Origin of the sequence: Sphingomonas sp. Leaf230 (genome assembly GCF_001421745.1) — a bacterium.
In the GTDB taxonomy this organism is placed as follows: domain Bacteria; phylum Pseudomonadota; class Alphaproteobacteria; order Sphingomonadales; family Sphingomonadaceae; genus Sphingomonas.
On the sequence record NZ_LMKW01000009.1, the window covers coordinates 230293 to 247383 of the forward strand.

Below are 17091 nucleotides of genomic sequence, written 5' to 3' on the forward strand. Positions count from 1 at the left end.
CGCGAGCCAATTGTGCCGAATGAAGATCCTCCGTGCCCTGGGGCGCGGGGGATTTTTCATGTCGGGCGATGCTGGGGTTGGAACTGGAGCGCTAAGGATCAATGCCACGCAGGTGGCGGCGACATCGTTTATCGAAAGTTGGAAATGGTGCCGGTTGCAGGAATCGAACCCGCGACATCCAGTTTACAAAACTGGCGCTCTACCAACTGAGCTAAACCGGCCCTTGCGTCGGGCGCTGCCCGGTGCGTCGCGACCCCATGCTTCAAGATACGCCGAAGGTCCAGCCCTCGGTTTGCGCGATATGCGATGTCATCGCTGCCGGGTGCCAGAGTTCGGGGCGATCGGCATTGGCGCGGAGCCAGGCGGCGGTGAGGATCGCGTCGGTGGCGTGGTCGTCGTAGCGCGCAAGCGGTGCGTGCGGGTCGCTGCCGATCGCGGCCAGCGCCACGTCGAGCGCTTCGGCATCGCGGATTTTGCTGAGCCCCTTGCGGATGCCGGCGGCGCGTGCGGCGATCGTGGTGTAGATCTCGACGATCAGCGGACCTTGCGACGGCACCGGATCGAACGGCCAGACCGGTACGTGGCCGGCCAGCCTGTGTAGCACGCGCATCCCGGTCAGGCTCGACTTGCCGACCTGCGCCGCGCCAACGAGATTGAGGTTGCTGGTCGGGCTCAGCCCTTGCCGCCGCTGCGCCTCCTCGGTCATGCGGAGCCGGCCGGACCCTTCGAAGAATTCGCCCTTGCGCCCGCCGTGGCGACGCAGATGCCGCGCGACCTCGTCATGATCGACGAAGCTGCTGGCCCCCAGATGAGGATCGTCCGCGCAGATCCGCTCGACCAGCGCCCACAGCGCGCGCGCATCTGACGGACTCTCTGCCCAGCCGGGAAAGAAGGCGTCCTGGTCGATGAACGGAAGCGATGGCCCGAGATCGAGCCCGACCAGCGTATCCGGCGGCATCGCGTTCGCCAGCCAATCGAGCGCGGCGGTACGCGACCAGCCGCCCTCGGCTCCGATCAGTGTCGGTGCAGCGGCCCCGCGCGCGCAGATCGCCACGGCGACCCCCGATTGCCGGGGACCGACCGCGCCAGACCAGTCGATCGCGGCGAAATGGCCGAAGCGGTCAGGGGCGATCGCCATACGCCTTCCGCTGCTTGGCCGATGCCTGATCCCACCAGGCGCGGGCGATCACGCGGGCAACGCGCTCGGCGTCATGCGCGCCGTAGCGGACCAGCAGGCCGGGCCAGGTCTCGTAATGCTGGGTCTGCCAGAAGGTCTCGGGATCGGTCGCGATCAGGGCGGCCTTCTCGTCATGCGGGCTGCGGACGTGGAAGCTGCCATCGACATGGCCGGCGCTGACGAACATCTTGCCGCGCGTCTTGATCGCGGGCTGGCCGTACGACGTCGACGCCTCGGTCTCGGGCAGCGACAGCGCGTACGCCGCAACCGCGTCCCAATCCTTCACGACCGCTTTTCGGCGCGCAGGCCATCCCAATAGGCGAGCCGTTCCGACAGGCGTTTCTCGAACCCGCGTTCGGTCGGCGTATAGAAGGTCTGTGCGCTCATCTCTTCGGGCCAGTAATCCGAGCCGGAGAACGCATCCTCCGCATCGTGATCGTACGCATAGCCCTTGCCGTAGCCGATATCGCGCATGAGCTTGGTCGGCGCGTTGCGGATCGACGCCGGCGGCATCAGCGAGCCCGTCTCGCGCGCCGATTTCCACGCCGCTTTCTGCGCCTTGTAGACTGCATTCGATTTCGGCGCGGTCGCCAGATAGACGCAGGCCTGCGCGATCGCGAGTTCGCCTTCGGGGCTGCCGAGGAAGTCGTAGGTATCCTTCGCGGCGATGCACTGGACCAGCGCCTGGGGGTCGGCGAGGCCGATATCCTCGACCGCCGCGCGCGTCAGGCGGCGGAGCAGGAACAGCGGTTCCTCGCCCGCCGTGAGCATCCGCGCGAGATAATAGAGCGCGGCCTGCGGGTCCGACCCGCGGATCGATTTGTGGAGCGCGGAGATGAGGTTGTAATGCCCCTCGCGATCCTTGTCGTACACCGCGACGCGGCGTTGCAGGAAGTTCGAGAGCCCGGCGGGATCGAGCGGCTCGGGCAGGTTCACCGAGAACAACGTCTCCGCTTGGTTGAGCAGGAAGCGGCCGTCACCATCGGCGCTGGCGATCAGCGCGTCCTTGGCGGGCGGGGTGAGGGGGAGGGGGCGCTCCATTTCCGTCTCGGCACGGTCGAGCAGTTGTTCGAGCGCACCGCGGCCGAGCCGTTCGAGGATCAGCACCTGCGCGCGGCTGAGCAGAGCGGCGTTGAGTTCGAACGACGGGTTCTCGGTCGTGGCGCCGACCAGCGTCACCGTGCCATCCTCGACATAGGGCAGGAAACCGTCCTGCTGCGCGCGGTTGAAGCGGTGAATCTCGTCCACGAACAACAAGGTGCGCTTGCCGATCTTGGCGTGCTCGCGCGCCTCGGCGAACGACTTCTTGAGGTCCGCGACGCCGGAGAACACCGCCGAGATCGCGACGAACCGCAGGTCGACCGCATCGGCGAGCAACCGCGCGATGGTGGTCTTGCCGGTGCCGGGCGGGCCCCACAGGATGATCGAGGACAGCCGGCCCGCCGACACCATCCTGCCGATCGCGCCTTCGGGGCCGGTGATGTGATCCTGCCCGACCACCTCGTCCAGCGTGCGCGGGCGCAGGCGATCGGCGAGCGGCGCGTTTTCGGGATGCGTTTCGGTGGGGGCGGCGGGTTCGAAGCCCGCGAAGAGATCGGCCATGGGGTGAAGATAGGGGCGGGGGGCCGGTTTGCCCATCCGTGGCCATCCAAGCGCGCTCGTCATCCCGAGACGTATCGTCTTCCTCCCAAGCATCGTCATCGTCACAAGCGTCGTCATCCTTGCGAAGGCGGGGATCCATACTGGCTGACGGCATGCATGCTCGCTCGGTTCGAGGGTCTGGGTCCCCGCCTCCGCGGGGATGACAGGGAAGGAGACATAAAAATTGCCGCGCCACTTGAACCGAAAACATTCTGCGATATATCGAAATTCATGAATTAAGATATATCGGAGAACACTCAAATGCGTTTTGGTATGGGATATGGAGCCTGGACCGGTGGCCCGCGGGCTGATGGCGAAGGCCGGGGTCGGCCGGGTCACGAAGGCCACGGTCGACACGGGCATGGACGCGGCGGCCCTGGTGGTCGGCGGCGGCTGTTCGATGGCGGCGAGTTGAAGCTCGTCATGCTGAAGCTGATCGCGGACGCGCCGCGGCACGGCTACGACCTGATCCGCGAGATCGAGGGGCTGACCGGGGGTGGCTATGCGCCGAGCCCGGGCGTCGTCTACCCGACGCTCAGCATGCTCGATGAGATGGGGCTGATCGAGGAGCAGCAGTCGGAAGGTGCGAAGAAGCGTTTTGCGGCGAGCGACGAGGGCCGCGCGCATCTGGCCGAGAATGCGGTCGTGGTGGACGGGCTTTTCGCGCGGCTGGCGGCAGTCGGGGCGGAGTCCGAGCGGACCGATGGCGCGCCGATCCGGCGGGCGATGGGCAATCTGCGGCAGGTGCTCCAGCACCGGCTGATGCGTGAGGACGTCAACGAGGACACGCTGCACGAGGTCGCGGCGTTGCTCGACGAAGCCGCGCAGAAGATCGAGCGGCTCAAGTGAGCGTCTCGGTCGCGAGGGTGCCGACGCATTCGGCCAGCAAGTATCTCCAGCAGCTCGCCAAACACTGGAGCCACAAGATGGAGGTCACCTTCTCGGAGGAAGAGGGCCGCATCGCCTTTCCAAACGGCGTCGTGCTGGAGATGCGCGCGGACAGCGAGACGCTCGACGTCGCGCTGACGGTGCCGGAGGGCGAGGACGTCGACCGGATGCGCGGGGTGGTATCGAGCCACCTCGACCGCTTCGCCTTCCGCGAAGCACCGCTGACGTTCGACTGGGTGACTGCGCCCCGAGCATAGCGCAACCTGCCCCCCTCCCTGAAAGGGAGGGGCCGGGGGTGGGTAGGCCGGTTTGCGCCACTCCCGCTCAAGCATGCGGAACCCGACCCACCCCCAACCCCTCCCTTCCAGGGAGGGGGGAAGGTCAGAGCATCATTTATCCCGCCGCGCCATCACTTCGAGATACGTATCCAGCACGGTTTGGTTGATCGTATCCCACAGATACCCGGCAGCCTTGTCATGTCCGGCCCAACCCATCGTCTCGCGCAGGCCTGGCTCCGACACGATCCGCCCGATTGCATCCGCATACCCGGCAATATCGGTCGGCGGCACAAGAAATCCCGTCACGCCGTCATCGACCAGTCCGACTGCGCCTGAAGCCCGCGCCGCGACGACGGGAACACCCGCCGCCATGGCCTCCAGCGTCACGTTGCCGAACGTTTCGGTCACGCTCGGGTTGAAGAATACGTCCATCGACGCGACCGCGCGCCCCAGATCGTCGCCCGACTGGAACCCCGCAAAGATCGCCCCCGGGACACGCTCAGCGAACCAACTCCGCGCGGGCCCCTCGCCGATCACCAGCACCTTGTGCGGCACGCCGCGCGTTTCCAACTCCCGGACCACGTCGGCGAAGACGTCGAGCCCCTTCTCCTTCACCAGCCGCCCGAGAAACCCGACCGCGACTTCGCCGTCGGCAATCCCGCGCGCGCGCCGCCACTCGAGATCGCGTCGCGTCGGCGTGAAGCGGTCGTGGTTCACCCCGCGCGACCAGATCGCGGTCGGCGTCGTCACGCCCCAGTCGCCGACGATCTCCGCCATGCCGTGCCCCGGCACCAGCACTTCGTCGACACGATTGTAGAAGCGCGTCAGGATCTTCACCATGATCGGCTCGAAGAACGCCATCTTGTAATAGCGGAAATACGTCTCGAACCGCGTGTGCAGCGAGGCGACCGTGGCGATGCCGTTGCGCCGGCCATAGCTGATTGCGCGATGCCCCAGGAAATCGGGCGCCGACACATGGATGATGTTCGGCGCGAACGCATCCAGGTCGCGGCGGATCGCAGCAGGCAGCCCGCGCGCCATCTTGTATTCGCCACGTCCCGCCGGCAGCGGCAGCGACGGCACCGCGACCAGATCGCCGGTCGGCGGGAAGGCCGGCCTGGCGTTGGTCGGCGAATAGACACGCACCGTCACGCCCTTCGACAGGAGGTGCCCCACGAGCAGATTGAGCGCTTGGTTTGCGCCATCGCGAACGTAATTATAGTTGCCGCTGAACAGGGCGATGCGCAGGTCGGTGGCGTGCATCGTCGCGCGGATAACGCCGTGCGCCGCCAAGCGCCACTAAATCCGCAACATAGGTCGGCCGCCAGCCATTGATGTTCCCGTATCGTTCTCGTACATCGGCGGTATGGCGAAACCCCAGAAGCGTTATGTATGTCAGGCCTGTGGATCGGTGTCGCACCGCTGGGCTGGGCAATGCAGCGATTGCAGCGAGTGGAACACGCTGGTCGAGGAGGCGAACACCGCCGCCACGCCGTTCCATTCGAAGCATAATCTACAGACCGGCGGGCGCGCGATACAGCTCGTCGGGCTCGATGCCGAGATCAAGCTGCCCGACCGGATGGCGACGGGTATTGCCGAACTCGATCGCGCATTAGGAGGCGGGTTCGTCGAGGGCTCCGCGACGTTGATCGGCGGTGACCCGGGGATTGGTAAATCGACGCTGTTGCTTCAGGCGGCGGCGAAGATGGCGCTCGCCGGCCAGTCGGTCGCGTATGTCTCGGGCGAGGAAGCCGCGGATCAGGTCCGCTTGCGCGCGCGGCGGCTGGGCTTGGGCAACGCGCCGGTTCAGTTGGCGGCGGCGACCTCGACGCGCGACATCCTGACGACGTTGCAGACACGCCCGCCAGCGATGCTGGTGATCGATTCGATCCAGACAATGCACTCCGACCTGATCGAGGGCGCGCCGGGGACGGTCAGCCAGGTCCGCGCATCGGCACAGGAGCTGATCCGCTTCGCCAAGGAGCGCGGGACGGCGGTCGTGCTAGTCGGGCACGTGACGAAGGACGGCTCGATCGCGGGGCCTCGTGTGCTGGAGCATATGGTCGACACGGTGCTGTCGTTCGAGGGCGAGCGCAGCCACCAGTATCGTATCCTCCGCGCGATCAAGAACCGCTTCGGCGGGACCGACGAGATCGGCGTGTTCTCAATGCAGACCGAGGGTCTGGCGGAGGTCGGCAACCCTTCCTCGCTGTTCCTGACACATCGTGATGACGCGATGACGGGGGCGACGGTGTTTCCGGCGCTTGAAGGGACGCGGCCGGTGCTGGTCGAGATTCAGGCGCTGACTGTCCGGCTGGCGTCGGGCGCTACGCCACGGCGTGCGGTCGTGGGCTGGGACTCGGGACGTCTCGCAATGATTCTTGCGGTTCTGGAAGCGCGGTGCGGGCTGAGCTTCTCGAACGCGGAAGTCTATCTCAACATCGCCGGCGGGTACCGCGTCCAGGATCCTGCGGCGGATCTGGCGGTGGCGGCGGCGCTGATCTCGGCGATGTCGGAGCGGCCGGTCCCGGTCGAGGCGGTTGCGTTCGGCGAAGTCGCGCTGTCGGGGGAGATCCGCCCGGTCGCGCATGGTCCGTTGCGGTTGAAGGAGGCGAGCAAGCTTGGCTTCGAATGTGCATTGGTGCCGGCCTCGATGACGGGGGAGAAGAGCGGGATGAAGCTGTCGGGGTTCAAGACGCTTGCCTCGTTCGTCGATCATATGATGGGGCGGGGGTAGGCGCCCAAGGAAGGCAGTTTGTTTCCCCGCGAAGGCGGGGACCCAGACTGGACTCTCGCCTGTGTGGGAGAACAAGGCAGCGTTAGTGACGGTGTTGGGTCAGTACCTTTACGACGGGGATAGCTCCGGTTCGTCATCAACGTTCCTAGTCACCACCCCGGCGGAGGCCGGAGCCCAATTGGGAAACGCTGCTGGCGACCGCTGCGCTTCGTTATCACGACCTCTCCAATTGGGCCCCGGCCTCCGCCGGGGTGGTGTAGTGAGGACCGTTGTCGGTCATCGGTCGATTGAGCTGCACACGACGTCATCGTGGCGGGCAGGTTCGGCCAAGCGGCGAACGCATGGCCTCTCGCGACAGCCATGCTATGGCCGCCCGCATGGCGAACACGAAAAGCAATACCGGTACCGTCGAGGTCGATGGCACCCGATACGACTGGCACCTCCAGCGCGAACCGCAACATACGGATGCCGAAGGCTGGAAGGGCATGACGATCTCGCTGTTGCAGGACGACGCCAAACGCGAAGCCCTGCTCGAGTTCCCCGCGCCGAAACGCCTGTTGAAGGGCTTGCCGCGCGGGCGGCTTCAGATCGACGACGCGACGATCACGCGCGGGGTGCGGGCGGCGTTGTCCGCGGGGTGGGAGCCGATGTCGCGCGGCAAGCCCATGGTCTTCACGGTGGATTCCGAAGGGAATTGAACCGTGGATCGGCGTGAAACTCCGCCTCCGACGGACGCGCGCACGCGGATGCAGCCCCAAGCCGACGTGGAAAGCGTGCTGCTGGGGCCGATCCTCCCCGATCGAGAGTGCGGAGATTGCACCGCGTGCTGCACCGAATTGACGGTGGACACCCCCGAGTTCGCCAAGCCCGCGGGCACGCCGTGCATCCACCTCTCCAACAAGGGGTGCGGCATTCATGCGGTTCGCCCGCACATCTGCCGGACCTGGTTCTGCGCCTGGCGACGCGTCGCGAGCCTGCCCGACGAGGCGCGGCCCGACCGATCCGGGCTCCTCGTGTCGCTCAATTTCGTCAAGGAACCGCAGAACTGCCTCGAAGGCGTCTCGATCAACGTCCGCGTCCTAGCCGGCAGCGACGCGATCGCGAACGGCATGGCGGCCACCGTGCTCGACAGCGTGTGCGAGCAGCTGGTCCCGGTCTGGTTCAGCGACGGGTCGAAGAAAATGTTGATGCATCCCGACAATGACGTCGCCCGCTTCGTTCTATCGGGCGAGGCCGCACCCGCGCATTTGCAGGACGAAGTCGCCGCGTGGCGCGAGCGCTACGGTGTGTTCGGTTTGAACCACTAGAGCGCGTCGGTCGCCGCGCGCACTAGCGGTTCGCGCCGAGCGTCCCTATTCCAGAGACCATGAACCTCACCGCCCTAGACATCGTCGTCCTGATCGCCGTCGCCGGGTCCGCGGTGCTGGGGCTCGTGCGCGGGTTCGTCACCGAAGTGCTGTCGATGTTTGCCTGGGTGGCGATGGTGGCGATGTTGAAGCTGTTCCACATCCCGCTCGCCGCCGCGCTGTCGCCGATGGTCGGCACCGTCGGTGGCGCGGCGGTGCTCGCGTTCGCGATCATCACCGGCGTCACGTATATCGGCGGTCGACTGGTCGCCAACGCGATCGGCGCGCGGACGCGGACGTCGATCCTTGGGCCGGTCGACCGTGCGCTGGGCTTTGGGTTCGGCGCGCTGAAGGGGCTAATCCTCGCCAGCCTCGTCTTCCTGCTCGCGACGCTCGTCATGGACACGATGAGCGGCGGCCCGTCGCGGCGGCCCGGCTGGATGACGACATCGCGCACCTATCCGTTGCTCAACGCGACCAGCGCGGGGATCGCCGATTTCGTCGACCGCCGCCGGCGCGGCAAACCCGTTTTCGGCGCGACAACACCCCCTTCTAAATCCGACCCCTCCCGATCCGATAGTGCAAGCGAGCCGAAATCATGAGCGCGCCCCTCTACAATGCCGAGATCCTGCGCCTTGCCGCGACGATCCCGCACCATGAACGCCTGCCTGGGCCGATGGCGACCGCGGAGAAACGCTCGCCGATCTGCGGTAGTCGCGTGACCGTGGACGTCGCGGTGGATGATGAGGGCAAGGTTAGCGAGGTCGGCCTGCTGGTTCGCGCCTGCGCGCTCGGCCAGGCATCGTCGTCGCTGCTGGCGTCGAACATCCTCGGTCGCACCCCCGCCGAACTCGCCGCCGTGCGCGATGAGTTGACGGCATGGCTTGCGCGCGAGGGCGATGCACCCGATTGGCCGGGGATGGATATCTTCACCCCCGCGCTCGACTATACCGCGCGCCACCCTTCGATCCGGCTCGCGTTCGAAGCGGCGGCAGAGGCTGCGGACACCGCTGCAAAGGCGAAAGTCTGATGGCGGAGGGTACGGCCCCGTCGCTGCTCCGCGACGGCGTCGTATTGCTCGGGTTCGGGCTGATGTTCGTGCTGCTGTTCCGCCGGCTCGGGCTCGGCGCGACGCTGGGGTATCTGGTCGCGGGTGCGGTCGTCGGGCCGCATGTGCTGGGGCTGGTCGGCGACGCGGAGTCGAAGCTCGGGTTTGCCGAACTCGGCATAACGCTACTCCTGTTCATCGTCGGGCTCGAACTGAACCCGTCGCGGCTTTGGAAGATGAAGGAGGAGATCTTCGGTCTCGGCCTGCTCCAGGTCGCGATCTGCGGCCTCGCGATCACCGCGATCGTCTGGGTCGGTGCGAAGTTCTCGCTCCCCGCGGCGCTCGCGCTCGGCCTGCCGCTCGCGCTGTCGTCGACCGCGCAGGTGCTGCCGATGCTGCGGTCTTCGGGGCGGATGCGCACCCCGTTCGGCGAGCGCGCGTTCTCGATCCTGCTGTTCCAGGATCTCTCTATCGTTCCGCTCATCACGATCGTGGCAGCGATGAGCCGCAATCCCGCCGATGCCAACGCGCCTCCCGGCTGGTTGCTCGCGATCTATACGGTGCTCGCGGTCGTCGGGCTCGTCGTCGCAGGGCGCTTCCTGTTGCGCCCGTTCTTTCGCCTCATCGGCAATCTGGGCGAGCGCGAGATGTTCGTGTTTGCCGGCCTCTTTACGGTCATTGCCAGCGCCGCGATCATGGAATGGCTCGGGCTGTCGACTGCGCTCGGCGCGTTCATCGCCGGCGTCATGCTTGCGGACAGCCCGTATCGGCATGAGCTCGAAGCCGATGTCGAGCCGTTCCGCTCGATCCTGCTCGGCCTCTTCTTCCTCGCGGTCGGCATGGTGCTCGATCTCAACGCGATCGCCGAACGCCCGGTCTTCGTGATGGCAATGGCCGCCGCGCTGATCGCCACCAAGACCAGCGTGATCATGCTGATCGGCATGGCGTTCAAGATGACGTGGCGGCAGGCGTTCGCGCTGGGGCTGCTGCTGAGCCAAGGCGGCGAGTTCGGCTTCGTGCTGTTCGCGCAGGCGCAGGCCGGGCTGCTGATCGAACCGCAGGCGGCGAGCCTGTTCGGCGCGATCATCACGCTGTCGATGGCGACGACGCCGTTCCTGATGGGGATCACGCGGCGCTTCCGCACCGAGCCGATCGCCGAGGGGCAGGAGCGCGACGGCCCCAAGGTCGACGGTGCGAACGCGATCATCGTCGGCTATGGCCGGTTCGGCCAGACGGTCGGCCAGATGCTGCTCGCGCAGGATATCCCGGTTACGCTGATCGACACCGATATCGAGATGATCGACATCGCGGGCGAGTTCGGCGCGAAGGTCTATTACGGCGACGGCACGCGGCTCGACCTGTTGCGGCAGGCAGGCGCGGCGGAGGCGGAGATCATCTGCTTCTGCATGGACGGCGATCAGCTCGATCCTGACACGATCGAGGGTGTGCACGAGGCTTTCCCCGACGCCGCGATCTACGTCCGCGCGTTCGATCGCCGTGCACTGGTGAAGTTGAAGAACACGTCGGCGACCGCGGTGGTGCGCGAAGTGATGGAGTCCGCGGTGAAGATGGCGCGCCTGGCGTTGCGCGGGCTGGATGTGTCGCCGGCCGATATCGACCGTGCGGAGGAGCAATACCGGTCGCGCGACAAGGAGCGGTTGCAGTTGCAGATCGACTCCGGCGACATGCGCGCGGCACGTGCGGAGACCGCCAAACGCTTTCCCTGGGGGAATGATACGCAATGATTATTGCCATTCTTGCGGCCTTGTCGGGCGCGATCGCGGTCGCTGCGGGGGCGTTCGGCGCGCATTGGGCGGGTGATGCTGCGCGTGAGTTGTTGAAGACCGGCAGCCATTATCAACTGGTCCACGCGGTCGCGGCGCTGGTTGCCCTCAAGATGGATGCACGTGGCCCGGCTTGGCTCTTCGTTGTCGGTGGTTTGCTCTTCGCTGGATCGCTTTACGGCCTGGCTGCCGGTGGTGGGCGATGGCTCGGTCCAATCACGCCGATTGGTGGGGCGTTGCTGATCGGCGGGTGGTTGTGGCTGGCTTGGAGCGCGGCCCGCCCCTAGCAGAATTGTTTCCCCGCGAAGGCGGGGACCCAGTCTGGGCACCCGCCTTCGCGGGTGAACAAAATTCTTACTGGTACTTTGGCGCTACCGCTTCTTCCGGCACGCGTCCGAACAGTAGATCACGCTGTCCCAGTCGCGTGCCCATTTCTTCCGCCACGTGAACGGCCGCTCGCATGCCGGGCAGATCTTGGTCGGCAAATTCTGCTTGGCGACACCGTTTGGCATCAGCGGGGCTGCGCGTCGAGGAAGGTCTCGACGTCGGCGAGATCGACCGTCTTGTCGAGATACGTCTGGCCGATCCCGCGCGCGAGCAGGAAGGGGAGGGTGCCCGCCGCCATCTTCTTGTCGTGCCGCATGTGATCGACCAGCCGCTCACCGCTCGCGCCGATCTTCGCTGCCGCGAGACCGTCCGGGAGCCCAACGTCGCGCCAGTGGGCGGCAACACGCTCCGCATCCTGACCCGGGCAAATCCCCTTTGATGCCGAGAACCCGAACGCCAGCGAACAGCCCGCCGCGACACCTTCGCCGTGGATCAGCGCCTGCGAGAACCCGGTCTCCGCCTCCAGCGCATGGCCGAACGTGTGCCCGAGATTGAGCAACGCTCGGATGCCGTTCGTCTCATGCTCGTCAGCCGCGACGATCCGCGCCTTGGCCGAAACGCTGTGTGCGATCGCGTACTCACGCAGCCCGATGTCACCGCCCAGCAACGCGGCACCGTTCGCCTCGCACCATTCGAAGAACGCGAAGTCGTCGATCAGGCCGTATTTCACGACCTCGGCATATCCAGCGCGCAGCTCGCGGATCGGCAGCGTGTCGAGCACCTGCGGGTCGATCAGCACCATCACCGGCTGGTGGAACGCGCCGATCAGGTTTTTCCCGGCCTTCGTGTTGATTGCGGTCTTGCCGCCGACCGAACTGTCGACCTGCGCGAGCAGGCTCGTCGGGATCTGGACGAAGTTGCACCCGCGCTTGAGGATCGAGCAGGCGAACCCGACTAGGTCGCCCATCACGCCCCCACCGAGCGCCACGACGTGATCGCCGCGCTCGACGCCGAGTTCGAGTAGCCGGTTGCACAGCATCTCCAGCGTCGCCCAGCTCTTGCTGCCCTCACCGGGTGCCAGCACGATCGCCTCGGATCCAATCCCCGCCGCGGTCAGCGAAGCCTGCAAGGTCGCGAGGTGAACCGACAAATTCTCGTCGGTTACGATCGCCACGCGACGGCCTTTAGCAAGCGGCGCAAGGAACTCGCCGGCCCTCGCGAGCAATCCGGCTTCGATATGGATCGGATAGGTCCGCGCACCCAGTTCGACGGTAACGGTCTTCATCGGCCAAGCGCCCTCAGGATAGCGGCGACGGTCGCTTCGTGCGGCGTCTTGTTGCTGACAATATGGATGTGCGCCTGCGCGTAGATCGGGTTGCGGACGCGCGCCAGTTCGGCGAGCACTTTCCCCGCGTCGCGATTGCGCAGCAGCGGGCGGGTGTCGCGCCGTCCTACGCGCTCGACCAGGATGTCGGGATGCGCGCTGAGCCACACCGACACCGCATCGCGCAGGATCAGCGCCCGCGTGTCGTCGTTGATGAACGCGCCGCCGCCGGTCGCGATGATCTTGGGCGTACCGTCGATCAGCCGCGCGATCACGCGGCGCTCGCCATCGCGGAAATATTCCTCGCCGTATTTGGCGAAGATCTCGGCGACGGTCATCCCCGACGCGGCCTCGATCTCGTGGTCGGCATCGACGAACGGCAGGTTCATGCGCAGCGCGAGGCGGCGGCCGACGGTGGTCTTGCCGACGCCCATCAGCCCGACGAGCACGATCGGGCGATCGATCGGGGCAGGGCGGCGACCGCCCGAGGGTCCGCCGGAAGGGTTGTGGCTTTGCAACATCGTAGCCCGCGCTATACAGCGGCTCCGCGCGAGGGCAAAAGCTCTTGGCGCGCGATATTTCGCCGATCGTTCACTACCCCCGTCCACTACAAGGTTACGTCGCATGTCCCGTTTCATCGTCTCGGTCGTCGTCGTTCTTGTGGTCGTGGTCGGCGGCCTGTTCCTGTTGGCAGGGCGCGCGACCGAGCGTCCGCAGAGCCACGTCGAAAAGGCCGTGACGCTTGCGAACCTCTCTTAAGGTATCCTTAGCGGCGGCGGTTGCCGTCGGAGCCTTGGTCGCGCTGGCACCGGCGATCGGACAGGATCGCCCCGAATCGATCCTGCCGCCGGGGTTCGGCGAGCCGACGCCTGCGCCCGCACCGCGACCGACACCGCCTGCCGGTACGCAGGCGGCACGTCCGACCGATCCCGCGCAGCCGGCCGCTCCGGCTCCGGCACCCGCGCAACCGGGTGCGATGACCCAGCCGTTGCCGCCGACGACGCCGGGCGATGCGCCGCTGGTGCCCCCTGTCGCGACGCCTGCGCCGGTCGATCCGGCCGTGCTCGCGCAGTACGAGATGCCGGCGTCCGCGCGGCGCTCGCTCGCGACGGTAGGGCCAGTCACGGCGAGCGAAGGCGGGCTTGATACCGATGCCTTCGGTGAGGCGGACGGCCAATATGTCGAGACGCTGATGCGCCGCCTCAGTGCGCCGCTCCCGTCGCGCTGGATGTCGATCCTGCTGCGGCGCGCGCTGGTGTCGCATGTCGATACGCCCAGCCGCACCAACGGCGCTGACTTCGCTGCCGAACGCGCGTGGCTGTTGCTGCGCATGGGCGAATCGGTCGCGGCGCGCGCGGTCGCGCAGAACGTCGACACCGACAATTACACGCCGAAGCTTTATCAGGTCGCGATGAACACTGCGCTGGCAACCGGCGATCCGGCGGGCCTGTGCCCGCTGGTCACGGGGGCGATGCGCTATGCCCCGGCGCGGGGCTGGACGATGGCGCAGGCGATGTGCGCCGGGCTGTCGGGCAATCCCGCGCAGGCCAGCCCGCTGATCGCGACCGCCAAGCGTCGCAACGTCGCCAGCGGCGTCGACCTGCTGCTCGCACAGAAAGTCGTCGGTGCGGGCGCGCAAGGGCGTCAGGCCGTGACGATCGAATGGGACGGCGTCGACCGGCTGACCGCGTGGCGGTTCGGCCTCGCGATGGCGACCGGCGTTACGGTACCCGACGAGTTGTACGGCACGGCGGGTCCGCAGGTGAAATACTGGCAGGCGCTGTCGCCCTCCGTTGCGCTCGGCGATCGGCTGGCCCCGGCCGAGGCTGCGGCGGGGCAGGGCGTGCTGTCCAGCGCGGCGCTCGTCGATCTCTACGCTGCGGCGGCGACCGACGACGATACGCAGAGTGGCGCGACCGCGACCGCCAACGATCTCCAGACCGCCTATGCGGATCGCAACCCGGATTCGCGGCTCACCGCGCTGCGTCAGTTGTGGGGCGGCGCGAACGCGCGTCCGAGCTATGCGCGGCTGGTGCTGACCGCGCGGGCGGCTTCGCGGTTGAACCCCAATCTTGCGAAGGCCGACGCCGATCTGCTGGTCGCTTCGATGCTGTCCGCGGGGCTCGATCGCACCGCGGCACGCTGGCTGGGCTCGGTACCCGCCGGCAGCGACGCCTGGGCGATGATAATGCTCAGCGATCCCGATGCGTATCGCCGCCTGAGCTATTCCGACCTTGCGTCCTACACCGGTGGCGAAGGCGATTCGGCGTTGAAGCAGCGCATGTTGTTCGCAGGGTTGGCAGGCCTCGGTCGCCTTAACCAAGGCGATATCGAGCGCGCAGCCCAGTCGCTCGGCGTTCGCATCGGCACGGACAATGCCTGGACTCGCGCGCTCGATCGCGCTGCCCGCGACGGCCAGGCCGGGACAGTCGTCCTGCTCGCGGCGGTCGGCATGCAGGCGGCAAGCTGGAAGGACATCCCCCCGGAAGCGCTGTACCGCATCGTCGGTGCACTGCGCGGCGTCGGTCTCGACGGCGAGGCGCGGATGATCGCTTCCGAGGCGCTCGCGCGCGCGTGAGCCACGGTAGCGATCGTGCGCTGATCGATCGGTTCCTGGAAATGATGACCGCGGAGGTCGGTGCCGCGGCCAACACGGTGGCGGCGTATCGCAGTGACCTGACGCTCGCCTCGCAAGCGCTGGAAGGCGGATTGGCCGACGCGGATGCCGACGCGCTGGCCAAGCTCGCGAGCGGGTGGTCGGCCTTGTCCCGCTCGACCGTAGGCCGAAAGTCCGCCTCGCTCCGCCGCTTCTTCGCGTTCCTCGCCGATGAAGGCTACCGCGCGGACGATCCCGGCAAGGCGCTCCCGCGGCCGGGCACGGCACGCACCTTGCCGAAAATCCTCAGCCACGCCGATGTCGACCGCCTTTTCGCCGCGATCGCCGAGCGTGCCGCCCGCGATCCGCTCGACTCCAACGACCTGCGCCTTTCCGCCTTGTTCGAACTTCTCTACGGCTCCGGCCTGCGCGCGACCGAACTGGTCAGTCTGCCGCGCAACGCGGTCCATCCCGACCGCCCGTTCCTGATCCTGCGCGGCAAGGGCGGGCGTGAGCGGCTCGTCCCGATCTCCGACCGAGCGCGCGCTGCGGTCGCGGTTTGGCGCACCCACGTCGCAACCGACCGGCTCTGGCTGTTCCCCTCGGGCAAGGGTCATCTGTCGCGCATCCGCCTGTATCAACTCGTGAAGGCGATCGCCGCCGAGGCAGGCATCCCCCCCGACCGCGTCAGCCCGCACGTCCTGCGTCACGCCTTCGCCACGCATCTGCTCGCCGGCGGTGCGGATCTGCGCGCGCTGCAATCGATGCTCGGCCACGCCGATATTGCCACCACCGAGATCTACACGCACGTCGATTCGAGCCGCCTCGTCGAGCTCGTCAACACGCGTCACCCTTTGGCGGACTTGCCGCCGCGTTGACGCGGGCGGCGCCGCACCGTAACCGCCGCTGATGCCAAGCTTCCTCGACTTCGAGAAACCGATCGCCGAACTCCAGGGCCGGATCGACGAACTCCGCGACACCGCCGCCGAAGGCAGCGTCGACCTAGCCGCCGACATCGCCCGCTTGCAGGCGAAGTCCGACAAGCTGCTGAAGGACACCTTCGCGCGGCTGACGCCGTGGCAGAAGACGCAGGTCGCCCGCCATCCCGAGCGTCCGCACTTCAAGGATTACGTAGCCGCGCTGTTCGACGAGTTCGTGCCGCTCGCTGGCGACCGCGCCTTCGGCGACGACCAGGCGATCATCGGCGGCTTCGCGACGTTCCGCGGGCGTAAGATCATGGTGCTCGGTCATGAGAAGGGCGACGATACCGCCAGCCGCCTCCGCCACAATTTCGGCATGGGCAAGCCCGAGGGCTACCGGAAAGCGATCCGCTTGGTCGAACTCGCCAACCGATTCGGCCTGCCGATCATCACGTTGGTCGACACCTCTGGCGCGTTCCCCGGCATCCAGGCCGAAGAGCGTGGTCAAGCCGAGGCGATCGCCCGCTCGACCGAAGCCTGCCTCAACGCCGGAGTTCCGATTGTCTCGGCGATCGTCGGCGAAGGCGGCTCGGGCGGCGCGGTCGCGCTTGCCGCGGGCAACCGTGTGCTGATGTTCGAACACGCGATCTATTCGGTGATCAGCCCGGAAGGCTGTGCCTCGATCCTGTGGCGCACCGCCGACAAGGCGCCCGAGGCGGCGGAAGCGATGCGCATCACCGCGCAAGACCTGAAATCGTTCGGCGTGATCGACGATATCGTCCCCGAGCCGCTGGGTGGCGCGCACCGCGACCGCGCGGCCGCGATCGAGTCGCTGGCCGATGCGCTGTCGTCTGCGCTCAGGGACCTTGCCCCGCTCACACCGAGCGAGCTTCGCAAGGACCGCCAGGCCAAGTTCCTCAAGATGGGCCGTCTCTGAGCCACGCAGAAAGGGCGGCAGAACCGAGGTTCCGCCGCCCTTTGAACTCGCAAGTCGTGCCGGAGAGCGGTCGCGATTGCGCCACTCT

At 67.0% G+C, this 17091-nt stretch carries 20 protein-coding genes and 1 tRNA gene; 13 read left to right on the forward strand and 8 right to left on the reverse strand.

The window, feature by feature from the left end:
• Positions 1 to 145 precede the first annotated feature (145 nt).
• From ASE82_RS10050 to ASE82_RS10065, 4 genes are all read right to left on the reverse strand, one after another.
• Positions 146 to 221, reverse strand: a tRNA-Thr gene (locus tag ASE82_RS10050).
• Positions 222 to 262: 41 nt separating this feature from the next.
• Entirely contained in the window at positions 263 to 1138 is an 876-nt protein-coding gene (locus tag ASE82_RS10055) for a hypothetical protein (protein ID WP_056062376.1), read from the reverse strand.
• Positions 1122 to 1463, reverse strand: a complete 342-nt coding sequence (locus ASE82_RS10060) for an MmcQ/YjbR family DNA-binding protein (protein ID WP_056062379.1) — start codon at positions 1461 to 1463, stop codon at positions 1122 to 1124. Before ASE82_RS10060 ends, ASE82_RS10055 begins: the two co-directional genes overlap by 17 nt.
• Positions 1460 to 2779, reverse strand: coding sequence for a replication-associated recombination protein A (locus tag ASE82_RS10065; protein ID WP_056062382.1), 1320 nt, complete (start codon positions 2777 to 2779; stop codon positions 1460 to 1462). The genes ASE82_RS10060 and ASE82_RS10065 overlap by 4 nt, the downstream gene beginning before the upstream one ends.
• 300 nt (positions 2780 to 3079) lie before the next feature.
• Between ASE82_RS10065 and ASE82_RS10070 the strand changes: the two genes are divergently transcribed.
• Both ASE82_RS10070 and ASE82_RS10075 read left to right on the forward strand, forming a co-directional pair.
• Entirely contained in the window at positions 3080 to 3667 is a 588-nt protein-coding gene (locus ASE82_RS10070) for a PadR family transcriptional regulator (RefSeq protein WP_156348853.1), read from the forward strand.
• Entirely contained in the window at positions 3664 to 3963 is a 300-nt protein-coding gene (locus ASE82_RS10075; RefSeq protein WP_056062386.1) for a DUF2218 domain-containing protein, read from the forward strand. The genes ASE82_RS10070 and ASE82_RS10075 overlap by 4 nt, the downstream gene beginning before the upstream one ends.
• A gap of 132 nt (positions 3964 to 4095) precedes the next feature.
• Here the strand turns inward: ASE82_RS10075 and ASE82_RS10080 are convergent, their stop codons facing one another.
• Complete coding sequence (locus ASE82_RS10080) at positions 4096 to 5247, reverse strand: glycosyltransferase family 4 protein (RefSeq protein WP_056063333.1); 1152 nt, start codon at positions 5245 to 5247, stop codon at positions 4096 to 4098.
• A gap of 103 nt (positions 5248 to 5350) precedes the next feature.
• Between ASE82_RS10080 and radA the strand changes: the two genes are divergently transcribed.
• The 7 genes from radA (at position 5351) to ASE82_RS10115 (ending at position 11186) form a co-directional block, all read left to right on the forward strand.
• Entirely contained in the window at positions 5351 to 6721 is a 1371-nt protein-coding gene (gene radA / locus ASE82_RS10085; RefSeq protein WP_056062390.1) for a DNA repair protein RadA, read from the forward strand.
• Positions 6722 to 7086: 365 nt separating this feature from the next.
• Entirely contained in the window at positions 7087 to 7419 is a 333-nt protein-coding gene (locus ASE82_RS10090) for a hypothetical protein (RefSeq protein WP_056062393.1), read from the forward strand.
• Positions 7420 to 7467: 48 nt separating this feature from the next.
• Positions 7468 to 8028: a YkgJ family cysteine cluster protein gene (locus ASE82_RS10095; RefSeq protein WP_056062398.1), complete on the forward strand. Its 561-nt coding sequence runs from the start codon at positions 7468 to 7470 to the stop codon at positions 8026 to 8028.
• 59 nt (positions 8029 to 8087) lie between these two features.
• The gene (locus ASE82_RS10100; protein WP_056062401.1) at positions 8088 to 8669 is read left to right on the forward strand and encodes a CvpA family protein; all 582 of its coding nucleotides are present in this window, start codon (positions 8088 to 8090) and stop codon (positions 8667 to 8669) included.
• Entirely contained in the window at positions 8666 to 9097 is a 432-nt protein-coding gene (locus ASE82_RS10105) for an iron-sulfur cluster assembly scaffold protein (RefSeq protein WP_056062404.1), read from the forward strand. The genes ASE82_RS10100 and ASE82_RS10105 overlap by 4 nt, the downstream gene beginning before the upstream one ends.
• A complete protein-coding gene (locus tag ASE82_RS10110) occupies positions 9097 to 10860 on the forward strand; it encodes a cation:proton antiporter domain-containing protein (RefSeq protein ID WP_056062407.1) in 1764 nt (587 codons plus the stop codon). Before ASE82_RS10105 ends, ASE82_RS10110 begins: the two co-directional genes overlap by 1 nt.
• Positions 10857 to 11186, forward strand: a complete 330-nt coding sequence (locus ASE82_RS10115) for a DUF423 domain-containing protein (RefSeq protein ID WP_056062410.1) — start codon at positions 10857 to 10859, stop codon at positions 11184 to 11186. The genes ASE82_RS10110 and ASE82_RS10115 overlap by 4 nt, the downstream gene beginning before the upstream one ends.
• A gap of 84 nt (positions 11187 to 11270) precedes the next feature.
• Here ASE82_RS10115 and ASE82_RS18900 read toward each other — a convergent pair whose 3' ends face one another.
• From ASE82_RS18900 to ASE82_RS10125, 3 genes are read right to left on the reverse strand one after another with little or no spacing between them, the layout of a single operon-like run.
• Entirely contained in the window at positions 11271 to 11411 is a 141-nt protein-coding gene (locus ASE82_RS18900) for a DUF2256 domain-containing protein (protein WP_081874135.1), read from the reverse strand.
• Entirely contained in the window at positions 11411 to 12511 is a 1101-nt protein-coding gene (gene aroB, locus ASE82_RS10120) for a 3-dehydroquinate synthase (protein WP_056062413.1), read from the reverse strand. Before aroB ends, ASE82_RS18900 begins: the two co-directional genes overlap by 1 nt.
• On the reverse strand, positions 12508 to 13071 hold the full coding sequence (locus tag ASE82_RS10125; RefSeq protein ID WP_056062416.1) for a shikimate kinase: 564 nt from the start codon (positions 13069 to 13071) through the stop codon (positions 12508 to 12510). Before ASE82_RS10125 ends, aroB begins: the two co-directional genes overlap by 4 nt.
• Positions 13072 to 13174: 103 nt before the next feature.
• Between ASE82_RS10125 and ASE82_RS20245 the strand changes: the two genes are divergently transcribed.
• The 4 genes from ASE82_RS20245 to ASE82_RS10140 are packed head-to-tail and all read left to right on the forward strand — an operon-like array spanning position 13175 to position 17003.
• Positions 13175 to 13309 carry a hypothetical protein gene (locus ASE82_RS20245; RefSeq protein ID WP_258191373.1) on the forward strand — a complete coding sequence of 45 codons (135 nt, stop codon included), beginning with the start codon at positions 13175 to 13177 and terminating at the stop codon, positions 13307 to 13309.
• A gap of 34 nt (positions 13310 to 13343) precedes the next feature.
• Complete coding sequence (locus ASE82_RS10130) at positions 13344 to 15128, forward strand: hypothetical protein (RefSeq protein ID WP_268795419.1); 1785 nt, start codon at positions 13344 to 13346, stop codon at positions 15126 to 15128.
• Positions 15125 to 16024, forward strand: coding sequence for a tyrosine-type recombinase/integrase (locus ASE82_RS10135; protein ID WP_056062422.1), 900 nt, complete (start codon positions 15125 to 15127; stop codon positions 16022 to 16024). The genes ASE82_RS10130 and ASE82_RS10135 overlap by 4 nt, the downstream gene beginning before the upstream one ends.
• A 31-nt stretch (positions 16025 to 16055) precedes the next feature.
• The gene (locus ASE82_RS10140; protein WP_056062425.1) at positions 16056 to 17003 is read left to right on the forward strand and encodes an acetyl-CoA carboxylase carboxyltransferase subunit alpha; all 948 of its coding nucleotides are present in this window, start codon (positions 16056 to 16058) and stop codon (positions 17001 to 17003) included.
• Positions 17004 to 17091: the final 88 nt, after the last annotated feature.

Bases quoted from the DNA above. Each gene is read 5' to 3' on its own strand.
- ASE82_RS20245 (WP_258191373.1), top strand. From the start codon at position 13,175: ATGTCCCGTTTCATCGTCTCGGTCGTCGTCGTTCTTGTGGTCGTGGTC.
- radA (WP_056062390.1), top strand. From the start codon at position 5,351: ATGGCGAAACCCCAGAAGCGTTATGTATGTCAGGCCTGTGGATCGGTG.
- ASE82_RS10080 (WP_056063333.1), bottom strand. From the start codon at position 5,247: ATGCACGCCACCGACCTGCGCATCGCCCTGTTCAGCGGCAACTATAAT.
- ASE82_RS10100 (WP_056062401.1), top strand. From the start codon at position 8,088: ATGAACCTCACCGCCCTAGACATCGTCGTCCTGATCGCCGTCGCCGGG.
- ASE82_RS10140 (WP_056062425.1), top strand. From the start codon at position 16,056: ATGCCAAGCTTCCTCGACTTCGAGAAACCGATCGCCGAACTCCAGGGC.
- ASE82_RS10105 (WP_056062404.1), top strand. From the start codon at position 8,666: ATGAGCGCGCCCCTCTACAATGCCGAGATCCTGCGCCTTGCCGCGACG.
- ASE82_RS10065 (WP_056062382.1), bottom strand. From the start codon at position 2,779: ATGGCCGATCTCTTCGCGGGCTTCGAACCCGCCGCCCCCACCGAAACG.
- ASE82_RS10055 (WP_056062376.1), bottom strand. From the start codon at position 1,138: ATGGCGATCGCCCCTGACCGCTTCGGCCATTTCGCCGCGATCGACTGG.
- ASE82_RS10095 (WP_056062398.1), top strand. From the start codon at position 7,468: ATGCAGCCCCAAGCCGACGTGGAAAGCGTGCTGCTGGGGCCGATCCTC.
- ASE82_RS10110 (WP_056062407.1), top strand. From the start codon at position 9,097: ATGGCGGAGGGTACGGCCCCGTCGCTGCTCCGCGACGGCGTCGTATTG.
- ASE82_RS10090 (WP_056062393.1), top strand. From the start codon at position 7,087: ATGGCCGCCCGCATGGCGAACACGAAAAGCAATACCGGTACCGTCGAG.
- ASE82_RS10115 (WP_056062410.1), top strand. From the start codon at position 10,857: ATGATTATTGCCATTCTTGCGGCCTTGTCGGGCGCGATCGCGGTCGCT.
- aroB (WP_056062413.1), bottom strand. From the start codon at position 12,511: ATGAAGACCGTTACCGTCGAACTGGGTGCGCGGACCTATCCGATCCAT.
- ASE82_RS10125 (WP_056062416.1), bottom strand. From the start codon at position 13,071: ATGTTGCAAAGCCACAACCCTTCCGGCGGACCCTCGGGCGGTCGCCGC.
- ASE82_RS18900 (WP_081874135.1), bottom strand. From the start codon at position 11,411: ATGCCAAACGGTGTCGCCAAGCAGAATTTGCCGACCAAGATCTGCCCG.
- ASE82_RS10070 (WP_156348853.1), top strand. From the start codon at position 3,080: ATGCGTTTTGGTATGGGATATGGAGCCTGGACCGGTGGCCCGCGGGCT.